The sequence below is a fragment of the Burkholderia sp. 567 genome (assembly GCF_040545115.1).
In the GTDB taxonomy this organism is placed as follows: Bacteria; Pseudomonadota; Gammaproteobacteria; order Burkholderiales; family Burkholderiaceae; genus Burkholderia; species Burkholderia ambifaria.
In genome coordinates this window covers 84,157-98,874 of the sequence record NZ_JBEPLG010000003.1, presented here as the reverse complement: position 1 = coordinate 98,874, position 14,718 = coordinate 84,157, and the positions used below count along the sequence as shown (strand labels likewise).

6 protein-coding genes are annotated in these 14,718 nt (G+C 66.2%); 1 reads left to right on the top strand and 5 read right to left on the bottom strand.

The features are described from left to right. Nucleotides 1–129: 129 nt before the first annotated feature. On the top strand, nucleotides 130–963 hold the full coding sequence (locus tag ABIC50_RS10965) for a helix-turn-helix domain-containing protein (RefSeq protein ID WP_127456119.1): 834 nt from the start codon (nucleotides 130–132) through the stop codon (nucleotides 961–963). A gap of 267 nt (nucleotides 964–1,230) precedes the next feature. Here the strand turns inward: ABIC50_RS10965 and ABIC50_RS10960 are convergent, their stop codons facing one another. The 5 genes from ABIC50_RS10960 to ABIC50_RS10940 all read right to left on the bottom strand — a co-directional run bounded on the left by ABIC50_RS10960 (nucleotide 1,231) and on the right by ABIC50_RS10940 (nucleotide 14,637). Then, entirely contained in the window at nucleotides 1,231–2,121 is an 891-nt protein-coding gene (locus tag ABIC50_RS10960) for a helix-turn-helix transcriptional regulator (RefSeq protein WP_354163758.1), read from the bottom strand. A 145-nt stretch (nucleotides 2,122–2,266) separates the two neighbouring features. Further along, nucleotides 2,267–3,970, bottom strand: a complete 1,704-nt coding sequence (locus tag ABIC50_RS10955) for a cyclic peptide export ABC transporter (protein ID WP_354163756.1) — start codon at nucleotides 3,968–3,970, stop codon at nucleotides 2,267–2,269. A gap of 16 nt (nucleotides 3,971–3,986) precedes the next feature. Then, nucleotides 3,987–4,466, bottom strand: a complete 480-nt coding sequence (locus tag ABIC50_RS10950) for a hypothetical protein (RefSeq protein WP_354163754.1) — start codon at nucleotides 4,464–4,466, stop codon at nucleotides 3,987–3,989. Nucleotides 4,467–4,519: 53 nt separating this feature from the next. Beyond that, nucleotides 4,520–5,176, bottom strand: coding sequence for a glycosyltransferase family 25 protein (locus ABIC50_RS10945; protein ID WP_126224726.1), 657 nt, complete (start codon nucleotides 5,174–5,176; stop codon nucleotides 4,520–4,522). Then, nucleotides 5,173–14,637 (bottom strand): non-ribosomal peptide synthetase, encoded by a 9,465-nt coding sequence (locus ABIC50_RS10940; protein WP_354163752.1) that lies wholly within the window; start codon nucleotides 14,635–14,637, stop codon nucleotides 5,173–5,175. The genes ABIC50_RS10945 and ABIC50_RS10940 overlap by 4 nt, the downstream gene beginning before the upstream one ends. Nucleotides 14,638–14,718: the final 81 nt, after the last annotated feature.

Genomic DNA, 14,718 nt, shown 5'->3' with positions numbered 1-14,718 from the left:
GGCGGCGCGTCGCCCGCCAACAGAGGCACGCGACGAAGCGTGATGAAACGCGCGCCGCGCACACCGCGCCGGCTCGCCCGCGCTGGCGTTGCGTCGCCGTCCTCAAGAATGCACAACAAGGAGAGTCAGATGTTCGCGAAGCTCGGGAAGGTGATTTCGAGCGCCGGCAGTGAGCGGTTCGCATCCGACATGCATGCATTGCTGGTCGAATCGATTCCGCTCGCGATCACCCGGATGACGGAATGGACGCTCGACGAGCCGGCGGGCGAAGTCGTCCGCGTACAATCGCTCGGCGCGTTCGGCGTGCCGGCCGACGACGGGCGCGCCGGCGCGCCGGCCGCGCACGGCGAGCGGGAACCGGCAGCGCATCCGCTGTCGAACCGGATCGTGGCTGCCTGCGACCGGCAGCTCATTCACATCAATCCGCTGATGCGGCGCGGCAATGGCGGCAATGGCGGCGAAGTCGCGCCGCCGCGCGCGCCGGGCGGCGGATTTCAATGCCATCTCGTGTCGGGCAAGGCGAATCGCCGCTACGTGATCTCGCTGCATCGAACGGCATCGCATCGCGACTTCTCGTTGCAGGAGATGTCTTTCCTGAAGAGTTTCGCCGATACGCTGCTGCCGCTCGTCGAGTGGCATGCATCGACGCGCCGGCACGGCGAACTCGAAGGCGCGGCGGCGCCCGGTGCGACGCCGGCCATGCCCGGCGTCGAGGCGCTGCGCCACGAGTTCGAATCGCGGCTCGCGCGCGCGGCGGTCGTGCTGTCGGCGCGCGAAAGCGAAGTGTGCCTCGGCCTGCTCGCGGGCAAGATGCTGCGCGAAATGGCCGGCGAGCTCGGGGTGAAGGAAAGCACGGTCGAGACGTACATCAAGCGCGCCGCGGTGAAGCTCGGCATCAGCGGCCGGCACGGGCTCACGAAATGGATGATCGACGATTACGTGCCGTGCGCGTCCGCGGCGTGATGCCGTCACGCCAGGCGCGCGCGTCGATACCCGACGCACGACGAACGCCGCCGGCCGACGTGCCGGAATGAGAATGGCTGCCGCGCGTGCCCGCGCCGCCGCTTGTCGTCGCGGGCGATGACGGCGAGGTCACGGGGTGCGGCAGTTCGGTCTGCGTCGCCGGCCGGATTGCCGGCGCGCGACGGGAGAGGCAGGCCGGCGGCCGCCATCCCGTGACGTTTCGCGCGCCGTCTGCGTAGGCAGCACGCGCGTTCGGGCCGCGAGCCTTCAGGTTCCCATGCACGGCGCCGCGCAGTCGCGCGGCGCGTTTCTCGCGCCGTCCCGGGCGGCGTCCGTCGTGGTGCCGGCCGTCTCCTCGAGCATCCAGCGCGTCAGGCCATGACGCCCGCCGAAACCCAGCTTGACGGCTGCCCGCTTCAGATAGGTCTCGACGGTGCTTTCGCGCAGCGCGAAACGCACGGCGATGGCGGACACCGTGTCGCCGGCCAGCAGCGCCGTGCATGCCTCGATCTCGCGCGCGGACAACTTGACGCCGGCTTGCCGCAAACGATCGGCGAACCGCCGCGCCACGCGCTCCCGGCCCGATTGCGTCGCCGCCGGCGCGGCGGTGGTCACACGGGCGACCGGCGGAGCCGAATCGAGCGCCGTGACATGGCTGTCGATGATCGGAAACAGCACGTGCGAGAGCTCCTTGAGGAAGCTCCGCTGATGCGGCGAGAAATCGTCGAACGTATTCGCGCGATACAACGAGATCACGTAATAGTGGCCCCGCTTGCGGGTCGCCAGATGGAATTGCACGCGATGCGGCGGCACGGTCTCCGCCTGCATGAGGAAGAAGCGCTCGAGCAGTGCGTGGGTGGGGGCGTGGCCGGCGAGCGTGTCGGAGACGTGCACGCGGCTCGTGTCGAGGCGCGGCGGCATCCGCGGCCCGTGACAGACAGCGGCCGGGCCGTCCTTCGTGAGCGCCGCGCCGGCCACGCCGAGGTTGCGCACGCCGAGATCGCCGTCAGGCGCGGCGTCGGCCGCGAACGCCGAAATGCGCATTTCGTCGACGGGGACCGCCGCGCAGATCAGGCTGCACATCATGCGGGGAAAGCGTCGGCTCCCGCTGGTCGAGATCGCTTCGCCGACGTGTGCGAACAATCTGCTGAACTCCATGAAAGGATTCCTGATGAGACGTTGAAGCTGCGCTTGCGCGCATGGTTGCCGACGTGATTTAAACACCCCTCCGCGAACGCGTCTGTAACGGATAGCCGGGACAACCGATGAATCGCCGGCCGCCGAATCCGGCGCGGCGCGCGGCTCATCCCGCGACTTCGGCTTGCACGGCACACATGGCCGTATCGGAGAAGATGCGGCCGCTATCCAGGCGAATGACGCGATCCGCCAGCTTGAAATACTGATCGTCATGGGTGATGATCACGACACATTTCCCGCGGGATTTCAGATCGGGAACCAGCACTTCATAGAAAAATCGCTTGAAGACCGGATCTTGATCGGCGGCCCATTCGTCCAGGATGTAAATCGGACGATCTTCGATGTACGCGCAAAGCAACGCCAGTCGCTTGCGTTGTCCTGTCGATAAAGCCCTGGTCGTCGAGTACGTCTTGCCGTTGATCTCGATCTTGCCTGCCAATTTCAGCGTGTCGAGGTATTGCCGGGCAAGTTCGATGCTGCCGTTTTCCCCATCCGGCCCGATGATGCGGTTGAACAAATGGAAATCGGTGAAGACGGCGGAAAACAGGTTGCGGTACCGTTCCCTGGCATCGTCGTCGATGACTTGTCCATCGAGCGCAATATGGCCTTCGGTCGGCGCATAGAGGCCGCTGAGTACCTTGCCCAACGTGCTCTTGCCGCTGCCGTTGCCACCGATGACATAGACGAGCTCGCCGGCATGAATCGTCATATTGATGGGGCCAAGCACGAAGTCGGCCGACGACTCGTTGTCGCGGTAGTTCATCTTCACGTCTTTCAGCTCGATGCGCTTCCATGGCTTCGCCGATGACGATTCCCCGGTGCCCGCGGCGGACGGTTCCTTGGGCGAATCCTGCGTGTCGTCGAGCAGAAAGCCGAATTCCGCCAGCCGCGCGAGCGCGGTCTTGCCTTCGGCCACGATCGGCAGAATATTGATCAGCATGGTCAGCGGGCCCATCATGTACAGAACGGCCAGAATGCTCGCCGTGAGTACGGAAGGGTCCACGACGCCGAGCGAAGGTACGCCGAACAGCAGGAATCCGAGCAGGACCGCTACCGTGATCTGGCCGATGCTGTCGCCGCCCATGAACCAGAAGCGTTCGATGTAATTGAATCCTGCCACGCGCTTCGACGACAATTCGATCGCGGCTCGGGTGAACCAGCGCCGCCTCGCCCGGTTGAGCTTGAGCTCCTTGATGCCGAACACGAGGCCGTGCGTATATTCATTGAACTGGACGAATTCATCGCGAACCCGCTCCGTGAAATTGACCGCCTTTCGATAGAAAAACAGATAAAGCACCAGGCCGACGATGGTCAGGAGGATCGTCGAAGCGAAAACGATCCACGAGAGATAGGCGAGATAGACGATGCTGCATATCAAGACGACGGATTGAACGATGATCGTCGGCAGGGTGAGCAGGGTCTGGCTCAGTTGCGGAATGTCCTGGGTCAGCATGGTCAGCACATGCGGGGCGCCGCGCCTGTCGATTTCATCCAGCGGGGTCGCCAGGATCCTTTTGCACAGGTTGACGCGCAACCTCGTCATGACTTTCATGCACGCATAGGAGGGCATCACGGCAGCGCTGCTCCTGCATAGAACGGCGACGACATTCACCGCAACGAACAGCAGCAACAGCGTCTGTCGATCCTCCCCGTCATGCAGCACCCGGCTGATCAATCCGACGCCCACGATCGACGCGATGCCGCTGACGAGGCCCGTCAGGACCGTGCCCAGCGTCAACCAGGGATGACTGCGCCACATCAGGGTGGCGGCCGAATGCCACGGCGGCGATTTACTTTGAGCGGAATCCATGAGTTGCCAATATGACTCAGTTGATCAGGTGGCTGAGTTCGACATTGTTTGCCGCTGATCTCAACCTCGACGAGGTTTCGTGCTTGCCCAGGAACGTGATGCTTTCCACGATTTCCAGCGGCGAGTCGGAAAACAGGATGCAGCACTTCAGCAAGCGCTGCGCACGGTCCCAACCGAGGCTCGATGAATCGGCCACGCTGCGCACTGCAGCCTCGATCGACGCGACTGTCCAGCTGGGCTCATGTGTCAGCCGCGACTCGATCAGTCGAAGAAACTGCAGGAGGGTGCGGGGATTCCCTTCTATGCTGTACATCAGCACGTAATCCACCCGCCGTTTCTTCGTGATCAACGGAAAAATCAGATCGATCACGTCGGCGGTCGATTCGCATTTCCCGTAAGCGAGCGAAATTGCCTCGCCGAGCTTGCAGTCCCGGTGGAGCGAATCGAGCGCGGACTTGACGAACGCCGCTTCGAGGTCGACGGTGGTGATTGTCATGATCTTCAAGGGTCTGTCGAGAGAGGGATCGCAGCGAGCGCCGGCCGCAGCCATTACCAGCCGTCCGGAATCGGAAGGGAATAGGTCAGCGGCTTTTCCGGCATGACTTCGTCCATGATGTCGGAGTAACCGGACTCCTGTCCGACCAGATTGGGTTCGAAGCAATAGCAATTGAAGGTCTGCTGCAGGACGAGGTTGTTGCGGTCGTTGATCGCCGGCGGGTTTTCGTTGATCGCAATGAATGCGTCGTAAAGCGAGTCCCGGACGACGTACGCATGCGCGGTGAGCGTCTCCACGGTCTTGACGATGTTCGGCGCGACGGGAATGGGCGGCGTGAAGTGATAGGCGCCCAGAAACAGCATGTGCCAGTCGTTCGGCAACTGCGCGATGAACTCGGGGAAGCGCGCGGCGAAGTCGGGGTCGAAGAACGCGTCGTCCTCGAAGATCAGGACTTCGCTCGCGCCGGCGGCCTTGGCCTGTTTCACGGCGGCGAGATGGCTCATCGTGCAGCCGTAGTCCTGCGGGCGCATATGGCGCAACGATTCCGGCACGGTCACTTGCCGCGCGTCGACGGCGGACAGTCGTTCCACCGTGAGGATGTTCTGCTCCGCGAATTTCCTTTGCATGGCTTCCCAGCGGTCGGGACGCCGGTCCAGATTGATGCAGACCTTGCGGGCGAAGGTGTTGTCGATCGTCGGTGTCGAGTTCATGAGGGCTTTTTTTCCAGAAACGGATTGACGTGGGTAGCGAGCACGCCGGCGTGCGGATCGAGCAGCATGGTCAGGTGGTCGCCGGGTACATCCGTCACCTCGACGGGCAGCGCCGAGAAGCGCGACCAGCCCCAGGTCGGGTCCAGACGGAGCTGCGCGATCTCGGGCGACGGATCGTAGTCGCCGGGATCCCGCTCGGTGCTGCGGAACAAGGCGATCGGCACGGGAAGCGCGGTGGCTTGCGGCGCGTAGCGCGATTTGAAGTTGGCCTGATAGACCCGCAGATACGCGCGCACGCGGTCGGATCCGGCATCCGCGAACCAACTGCCGCGGTCGCCGATTCTGTCGAGGATCAGGCCGGCCTGGGCATCGGGGTCGAGCGCGACGAGGTCCGCTCGCGTCACCTCGAGGTCGGTCCCGAGGAAGGTGCCGATTTCATGCGCGATCGCGACCAGCCAATCGGTGTCGTCCCAGTCTTGCCAGTAGGTGGCGGCCGAGCTGTCGACGGGGGCCGACGCGTCGAAGATCGCCAGCAGCTTGACGACGGCGCCCTTGGCGACGAGCTGCCGGCTCATTTCGAGCGCCACCTGCGCGCCGAACGAGTGGCCCGCCAGGTAGTACGGACCCGCGCCCACCAGCGGCCAGATGCGTTCGATATGACGGGCCGCGATGTCTTCCACGCGGGTGAGCGGCAGGCAAGCGCCGTCGAGGCCGAGCGCTTCGAGGCCGAGCACCGCGTGAGCGTCGCTCAGGTGGTTCGCGAGCGGGTGGAAGTAGACCACGTTCCCGCCGGCGCCCGGCAGCAGGAAGAGCGGCGCGGCGGGACCGCCGTCCCGGATCGTCACGAGTCCGCCGGCAGGGGCGGACGGCGCTTTCCCGGCCAGTGCCGCCGCCAGTTTCTCGATCGTCGGATTCTCGAAGAGACAGGAAATGGGCAGCCGGCGATCAAACGCCTTTTCGACATTGGCCATCAGCTGGATCGCGATGATCGAGTGCCCGCCGAGGTCGAAATAATTGTCGCTGACCGTGATGTCGTCTCGTTTGAAGATCCGCTGCCAGATCGCCAGCAACGTACTTTCGTCCGCCGTCGGCGCGGCGGCGCGTGCCGTCGTGGCCGCACCGGCGGCGGGTTGGGCGGGGTGGGCGGGTTCCGCGGCAGCGGCGGCCACGTCGCGCGGCGCGCCCGGCCGGCCGCCGGCGGCCTGCGCCGGCGCATCGTCGAGCTGGCCGGTCAGCTGCGCCGGATCGTCTGCGAAGCGTTCCAGCAACGCGCGGAGGGTGCCCAGCATCTGCCGCACCGCGTCCGGGGCGACGCGGTGCGCGTCGTGCGTGATAAGGAACGCGAGGCGGTTATCCGGGTGTACGGTCAGGGTCAGCGGGTAATTCGATTCCGCGAAGGCGCGGGTGTCGCGGATCTCGATGCCGTCCGGCCCGAGATCGGGAGCGGCGGCCACCGGGAAGTTCTCGAACACCAGCAGGCTGTCGAACAGGCTGTCGCGGGCGGGCAGTTCGCTCCATGACTGGATATCGACCAGCGAACTGTACGAATGCGGCTCCATCGCCGTCTGGGCTGCGTGGACCTCCGCCAGCCACTCGACGAAGGGGCGCTCCGGCGCGATGCGCACGCGAAACGGCAGCGTGTTGATGAACAGCCCCACGATCGACTCGACGCCGTCGAGCTGCGGCGGGCGGCCGGACACGGTGACGCCGAACACGACGTCGTTCGTCCCGGCGTGGCGCCGCAGCACCAGCGCCCAGACCGCGCGTATCAGGACGTTGAGGGTGAGGCGATGGGTGCGCATGAGCGCTTGCAGCCGGGTGGTCAGGGCTTCGTCCAGCAGGCATTGCTGTGTCCGGAGCGTGTCCTGCCGCGCGGCGTCGCCGGCGCTCTGTCGGGCCGGCTTGGCCGCGATCGGCGTGGCGGCATGGAACCCGGCCAGCTCGGCGCGCCACCAGGCTTCGTCGGCCGAACGAGGATGACGCGCGAGCCAGTCGATGTACCTGCGGTATCCCGGCGTCGGTGACGCGATCGCGGGCGTGCCGGTGCGGGCGAGCGACAGGTAATCGTCGAACACTTCCTTCATCAGCGTGGCGGTGCTCCAGCCGTCGAGAATGATGTGGTGCGCACTCCAGCAGAACCGATGGCGTGCGTCCGCTTCCTGAATCAGCGTGCAGCGGAACAACGGCGCCCGATGCAGATCGAAGCCGCGCCGCCGGTCGTCGGCGAGGAACGCATCGAAATCCTGCGCGCGGCGGGACGCATCGCGGTGTCGCCAGTCGAGGAACGTCCACGGCAGGTCGACCGTGTGCAGGACGGTCTGGACGGGATGGTCGCGATCGGCCCACGCGAACGCGGTGCGCAATACGGGATGGCGCGCGAGCGCGTTGGCCCAGGCTTGCCGGAGCGCCGGCACCTGGAGCGGGCCGCTGACGACGAAGCTGAACTGCTGGAAGTAGGCGGCAGGGTCCAGTTCGTACAGCGAATGGAACAGAATGCCCTGCTGCAGGGACGACAGCGGGTAGCTGTCTTCGACGTTGTCCCACGTGGTGTCGGACACCGACGCCACGAAGTCGAGCAACCGGTCCTTGAAATGCGCGGCCAGGTTTTCGACCGTCTGCCGCTGGTGGAGACGCTCGCCGTAGCGCCAGTCCACCTGAAGCTTGCCGTCGGAAACGGCGGCGACGATCTCCAACGCGTGCGTGCGCCGGGACCGCTCGGCGCGCAGCGAACCGAGGTCTTCGGCCGCCGGGCTCCAGCCGTCGGACTGCTGCAACACGGTATCGAGCTGCCCGTGATAGTTGAACAGGATATCGGCATTCGGCAGCGCGGCGAGGCTGTCACGCACGGCCTCGTCGGGGCTCAGGTAGCGCAGCAGCGCATATCCGAGGCCGTCGGCCGGAATCCGGCGCAGCTGTTGCTGCCCGGCACGCAGCGCTTCCTCCGGCGTGTGCATCGCGTCGGCCTCGAGCACGATCGGGTAGATGGAGGTGAACCAGCCCACCGTTCGGGTGACGTCGAGCGGCGCATCCGACACGTGGCGGCCGTGACTTTCGAGATCGATCCGGGTGCGGGCGTTGCCGGTGGCCATGCTGCACGCTTGCGCGAGCGCGACGAGCAGGACGTCGTTGATGCGGGTGTCGTAGGCCCGCGGCAGCCGGCGCAGCAACGCCGTGGTGTCGGCTTCGTCCAGCTCGAATGAAACGGATGCCGCGTCGCCGACCGCATTGCTGGCCGCTTTATTGGCCGCATTGTTGGCCGCGCCCGCGGCCGGATAATCGACCGGCATGGGCTCGACGTCCTGCGAGAGCAGGGCTTGCCACCGTGGGGCCTCGTCGCCGATGGCCGGCGACCGCGCCAGTTGCTGCAGATGCAACGCCCATTCGCGGAACGAAGTCGTCTTCGCGGGCAACGGCCGGCCGTGGTACGCGGCATGCAGGTCCTCGAGGAGCACGCGCCATGACACGCCGTCCACCGCAAGGTGATGGATCGAGACGAACAGGCGCGCGAGCGGTTCGTCGGCAAAGCAGAAAAGCCGGGCCGCCAGCAACGGGCCATGCGTGATGTCGATACCGCGTTCCGCTTCCTCGGCGGCGGCGCGCATCGCCGCGATGCGCTCGCCGGCGTCGCCTGCCAGCACTTCCTTCGCGAAGAGCGCCGGCATCTCGCCGGCGGCGACCACTTCCTGAGTCCACTGGCCCGCGCTGCGCGAGAAACGCAGGCGCAATGCATCGTGATGTTCGTACACTTGCCGGAACGCGTCGGCGAGCCTCGACGCGTCGATATCCGCCGGCACCTGGATCAGGACCGTTTGATTGTAATGCGACGGCGTATCGATCTCCTGTTCGAAGAACCAGTGCTGGACCGGTGTGAGCGGCGCATCGCCCAGCGGGCTGACGCTCGACGCGTGCGCTGCCCGTTCTTCAGGCGCGGCGGCCAGCAGAGCGACCGTCTGATACTGGAACAGCTGTTTCGCCGTCACGCGAAGTCCCGCCTGATTGGCGCGCGAAATCACCTGAATGCTCAGGATCGAGTCGCCGCCCAGTTCGAAGAAATTGTCGTGGATGCCGATGGACGGCAGTTGCAGCACGTCTTGCCAGATCGACGCCAGCAGGATTTCCCGGGGCGTGGCGGCCGGCGCATGCGGCTGGGCCGCGTCGACCGTGTCCGCCGGGACGGGCAGCGCCTTGCGGTTGATCTTGCCGTTGGGCAGCAGCGGCAGGGATTCGAGCACGACGAACTTCGACGGCACCATGTAGTCGGCGAGCTTGCCGCTCAGATAGCCGCGAAGATCGGCGAGGTCCGGCGATGCGGTCGCGACATAGGCGATCAGGAACGTCCGGGCGCCGTCGGTTTTCGCGATCACGACACAGTCGTCGACCGACGGATGCTCGCGCAGCGCCGCCTCGATTTCACCGGGTTCGATGCGCAGGCCGCGCAGCTTGATCTGGTGGTCGATGCGGCCGAGGAATTCGATGTTGCCGTCGGGCCGGTAGCGCGCGAGATCGCCGGTGCGGTAGAGGCGGGCATGCGGGTCGGCAGAGAACGGATCGGCGATGAACTTCTCGGCGCTCAGTTCGGGCTCACCGTGGTAGCCGCGCCCGACCGGCGTGCCGCCGATCAGCAGCTCGCCCGCCACGCCGATCGGCACGGGCTGCAGCTGCGCGTCCACGATGTAGACGCGCGTATTGGCGATGGGCCGGCCGATCGGCACGATGCGCTGCGGGTCGTCGCGCCGGCATTCCCATGCGGTCACGTCGACGGCGGCCTCGGTGGGGCCGTAGAGGTTGAACAGTCTGACGTCCAGGCGTGCAAGGCAATGCTGCTGCAGGTCGTATGGCAGCGCCTCGCCGCTGCACACGACGCGGCGCAGCGACGTGCAGTGCGCGTCGAGGTCCGGATGATCGAGAAAGGCGCGCAGCATCGAGGGCACGAAATGGACCGTGGTGATCCGTTCGCGCTCGATGAGTTCGACCAGATAGTCGGTCTCGCGCTGTCCGCCGGGCCGGGCGAACACGAGGCGCGCGCCGGTGACGAGTGGCCAGAAGAATTCCCAGACCGACACGTCGAAGCTGAACGGGGTCTTCTGCAGCACGGCATCGTCGGCGCCGAGCGTGTACGCGTGTTGCATCCACAGGATGCGGTTGGTGATGGCGCGATGGGTGTTGAGCGCGCCCTTGGGCCTGCCGGTCGAACCGGAGGTGTAGATCATGTAGGCGAGGTTCTCGCCGCTCAGCGCAGGTGCGGGGTTGGACGCGGGCGCGGCATCGAGGTCGAGCATGTCGCGATCGACGACGATCACGCGGGCGTCGGTGTCGGGCAGCGCATCAAGCAGATGCTGCTGGGTGAGAAGCCAGCGCAGCTGCGCGTTGTCGATCATGAAGCGCACGCGCTCGGCGGGGTATTCCGGGTCGACGGGGACGTAAGCGCCGCCGGCCTTGAGGATCGCGAGCAAGGCGACAACCATGTCGAGCGAGCGCTCCATCGCGACGCCGACGAGGGCATCGGGAGCGACGCCGAGCTCGATGAGGCGGTGGGCGAGGCGATTGGCGCGCAGGTTGAGTTCGGCGTAGGTGAGCGCGACGTCGTCGTAGACGGCGGCGACGGCATCGGGCGTACGCTCGACCTGCTGTTCGAACAACCGGTGCAGCGGTTGCGCGGCGGCGTCGCCGAAATCCGTCCCGGTCCGGTTCCATTCGACGGTCAGCAGGTTCCGTTCCGCCTCGCTCGACAACGCAAGCGCGCTGAGCGGCCGGTCCGGATCGGCGACCACGGCATCGAGGAGCGTGCGAAAGTGTTCCGCCATGCGATCGATCGTGTCGGCGTCGAACAGGTCCAGGTTGTATTCCAGCGAGCCGGCAAGCCCATGGTCGGCATCCTGGATATGGAGCGTGAGGTCGAACTTGGCGGTGTGGGTCTCCACCGACACCGGCGTGGCCACGAGACCGGGGAAGTCCACCGCCTGGGGCTGCGCTTTCTCGTACGCGAACACGGCCTGGAAAACGGGCGTGCGGCTCAGGTTGCGTTCGAGCTTGAGCGAGTCCACCACCTGCTCGAACGGAATCTCCTGGCGACTGTAGCCGTCCAGCGCGACGCGCTTCACGCGCGCCAGCAGTTCGCCGAAGGTCGGATTGCCCGACAGCTCCACGCGCAGCGCGAGCATGTTCGCGAAGAAGCCGATCAGCGGCTCGGTCATGCTGGAACGCCGATTGGCAATCGGCGAGCCGATGACGAGGTCTTGCTGGTTGCTGTACCGCGAAAGGAGCAGCGCATACGCGGCGAGCACGACCATGTACGTGCTGGTGCCGGACGCGCGCGCGATCGCGCGCAGGCCGTCGGCGCGTTCGGCGTTCAGCTGGAACGGCAGCACCGCGCCGTGAAAACGCTGGATGGCGGGCCGGGGGCGATCGGTGGGCAGTTCGATCAGGTCCGGCGCATCCGCCAGCGCCGCGCTCACGAGCGCCAGTTCCCGATGCGTGTCGGCCGACGCCAGGCGCTCGTGCTGCCAGGCGGCGTAGTCCGCGTACTGGACGGCCAGTTCCGGCAGCGACTGGCCGGCATAGAGCGCGGCCAGTTCGCGGATGAGGATGCCTGACGACCACGCATCCGAAATGATGTGATGCATCGTGATGCCGAACACATGCAGGCGCGCGTTCACGCGGTACAGCACGACGCGATAGAGCGGCCCGGTGGCAAGATCGAATGGGCGGTCGGCTTCCTCGGCGAGCAGCGCGAGCGTGTCGGACTCGCTGGCGACGTCGACGACGTCGAGCGCGACCGGCGCCGGCGGGGCGATGCGTTGAACCCCGAGGCCGTCGACGGCGGGAAACGTGGTGCGCAGGATCTCGTGACGCCGGCTGATTTCACACACGGCGGCGCGCAGGCGCGCGACGTCCAGATCGCCGTCGAAACGCAGCGCGCTCGAAATGTTGTAGGTGGCCGACGGGCCTTCCAGTTGCGCGAGGAACCACAGGCGCTGCTGCGGAAAGGAGAGCGGCAGGTCGTTCGCACGCGAGCGGAGCGGGATGTTGCCGGCCATCGAACCGGTCCGCGGCGACGACGCCTCGATCAGGTCGGACACCGCGCCGATGGTCTGGAGTTCGAAGATGGCGTCGATGCCGATCTCGACGGAGAAGCTGCTCCAGATCCGCGACACGAGCTGCATGGCCTGCAGCGAATCTCCGCCGTAGTCGAAGAAGCGGCCGGTGAGATCGACGGCCGGATTGTCGAGCACTTCGCGCCAGATGCGCACCAGCTCGAGCTGGATCGGCGTGGCGTCGAGGCTGGCGGCGTCGGGCGCGGCGGTGGGCTCCATGGCCAGGAGCGCCGGGCGATCCAGCTTGCCGTTGGCGTTGAGCGGAAATTCGGCGATCGGGAAAATGTCCGACGGGACCATATAGTCCGGCAGCTTCCCGGCCAGGAAGGCCCTGAGGTCCGCAACGTTCAGGTTCGCGGAACCCTTGACGTAGGCCGCCAGCTTGCGCACCCCATGGGCGGATTCGCGCAGCATGACCGCCGCGCCGACGACATCCTCGTGCGCGGTGAGCGCGGCCTCGATCTCGCCCAGTTCGACACGGTGCCCACGGATCTTGACCTGGTCGTCGACGCGTCCGTAGCACTGGATCTGTCCGTCGGGCAGCCAGCGGCCAATGTCGCCGGTGCGATAAATGCGCGCTTCGCCGGGAAACGGATGCTCGACGAATTTCGCGGCAGTGACGTCGGGCCGCTGGTGATAGCCGCGTGCGAGGCCGTCGCCGGCGATGCAAATTTCCCCCGGCACGCCGATCGGGACCGGCCGCAGCGCGTCGTCGAGCATGTACACGCGCGTGTTGGCGATGGGCCGGCCGATCAGCACCGTGGGCGGCGTGCCGTCGACGCGCTCGACGATGCAGCCGACCGTCGCCTCGGTGGGACCGTATTCGTTGTAGATGTCGAGCGCGGGATCGATCTTCCGCAGCGTCGCGATGTGCTGGGGCGTCAGTTCCTCGCCGCCGACGATCACCTTGCGCACGCCGGAGCGTGACAGGTTCATGTATTCCAGCAGGTGAATGTGGGTGGGCGTGAGCTTGAGGGTGTCGACGCCGCTGCCGGGCTGGAACATGCGGGCCAGGATGGTGTCGATGCTTTCCGACTGCGGATAGATGCGCAGCGATTTGCCGCGCACCAGCGGGCAGAAGATATTGGTCAGCGTGAAATCGAAGCACAGCGAGCTGTACAGGCCGAAGCTGCCGGTCGTGCTATCCGCAAAGTAATACCCGGCGGCCCACGCAATGTAGTGGGCCAGGTTCCGGTGTTCGAGCAGGCAGCCTTTCGGTCGCCCGGTCGAGCCGGACGTGTAGATCACGTAAGCCAGGTTCGCCGGCTCGGCGCGGCAAGGCGGATTGTCCGGCAGCGGCGTCCAGCCGGGGAGTTCCTGATCCAGCAGCAGCGTCACGCCGGAGAATTCGTACCACTGCGCGAGCTGGCTCGATTGGGTCACCAGCAGCGACAGGCCGGTGTCGCCGAGGATGTGATTGATCCGTTCGGCCGGATACGCCGGGTCCAGCGGAACGAACGCCGCCCCCGCCTTCAATATGCCGAGAATCGCGACGATCATCCATTCGGAACGGTCGAGCATGATGCCGACCAGCGATTCCGGCCCGACGCCATGGTGGTGGCGCAACTCGTGCGCCAGGCGGTTGGCCTGGGCGTTCAGATCGGCGTAGGTCGTGAGCGAACTGTCGGTGACGAGCGCCGGCGCCGCGGGCGTGCGGGCGACCTGCGCTTCGAACATCTCGACGACCGTGGGATGGCTGGGGCCGGCCGTCGCGGTTTCATTGAAGGAAGCCAGCATCCGGCGCGCTTGCGGCGGGATCGCCTCGATGTCGCCGACCGGCTTGTCGAGCTGTTCGAATTCCTCGAGCACCACGCCGAGGCTCGCTGCGAAACCGTCGATGAGCAAAGGCTCGATGACGCCTGCGTAACGAATCTCGATTTCGCCGCGCGCGAGTCGCAGGTGCAACTGCAGGTCGTCGTCTTCGCGGCTCAGCGCACGGTGCACGCGGTCGTCCACCAGCGAGACCTTCGTGAGCTGCGCGAGATCCATGTCCTTTTCGTTGCGCACGAGCGTTTCCAGCGGGAAATGGTGCTCGGCATAGCTGTCTTCCACGATCCCGGCCACGCGCGACAGGTAGTCGTCGATGTGCTCGTCGGGTCGGACCTCGATGATCAGCGGAACGGTGGCGGCACGGGCCGACGGGTGCTCGGCAAGCCCCGGCGTGCCGAGCACCGTGACCGGGATCCGGAAGTACTTCCAGAGCAGCAACGCAATGCCCGCGGCCGTGACGGCGAATTCGGCAAGCTCGCCGTCGCCGATGCGCCGCAACAGGTCGAGCGACGCGGGCGTGAGCGGCACCGTGCGGGACAGCAGACGGCCCGGCTGCGGACTCGGCGCGTGCGTTGCGATCCGGTAGACGCCGGTCACTAGGGAAAGGCCTTCGCGCCAGAAACGCGCGGTTTGCGCATAGCGATGGTCGGTGACCAGTACGTTATTGTCTTGCACACG

Bases quoted from the DNA above. Each gene is read 5' to 3' on its own strand.
- ABIC50_RS10965 (WP_127456119.1), top strand. From the start codon at position 130: ATGTTCGCGAAGCTCGGGAAGGTGATTTCGAGCGCCGGCAGTGAGCGG.
- ABIC50_RS10960 (WP_354163758.1), bottom strand. From the start codon at position 2,121: ATGGAGTTCAGCAGATTGTTCGCACACGTCGGCGAAGCGATCTCGACC.
- ABIC50_RS10955 (WP_354163756.1), bottom strand. From the start codon at position 3,970: ATGGATTCCGCTCAAAGTAAATCGCCGCCGTGGCATTCGGCCGCCACC.
- ABIC50_RS10950 (WP_354163754.1), bottom strand. From the start codon at position 4,466: ATGACAATCACCACCGTCGACCTCGAAGCGGCGTTCGTCAAGTCCGCG.
- ABIC50_RS10945 (WP_126224726.1), bottom strand. From the start codon at position 5,176: ATGAACTCGACACCGACGATCGACAACACCTTCGCCCGCAAGGTCTGC.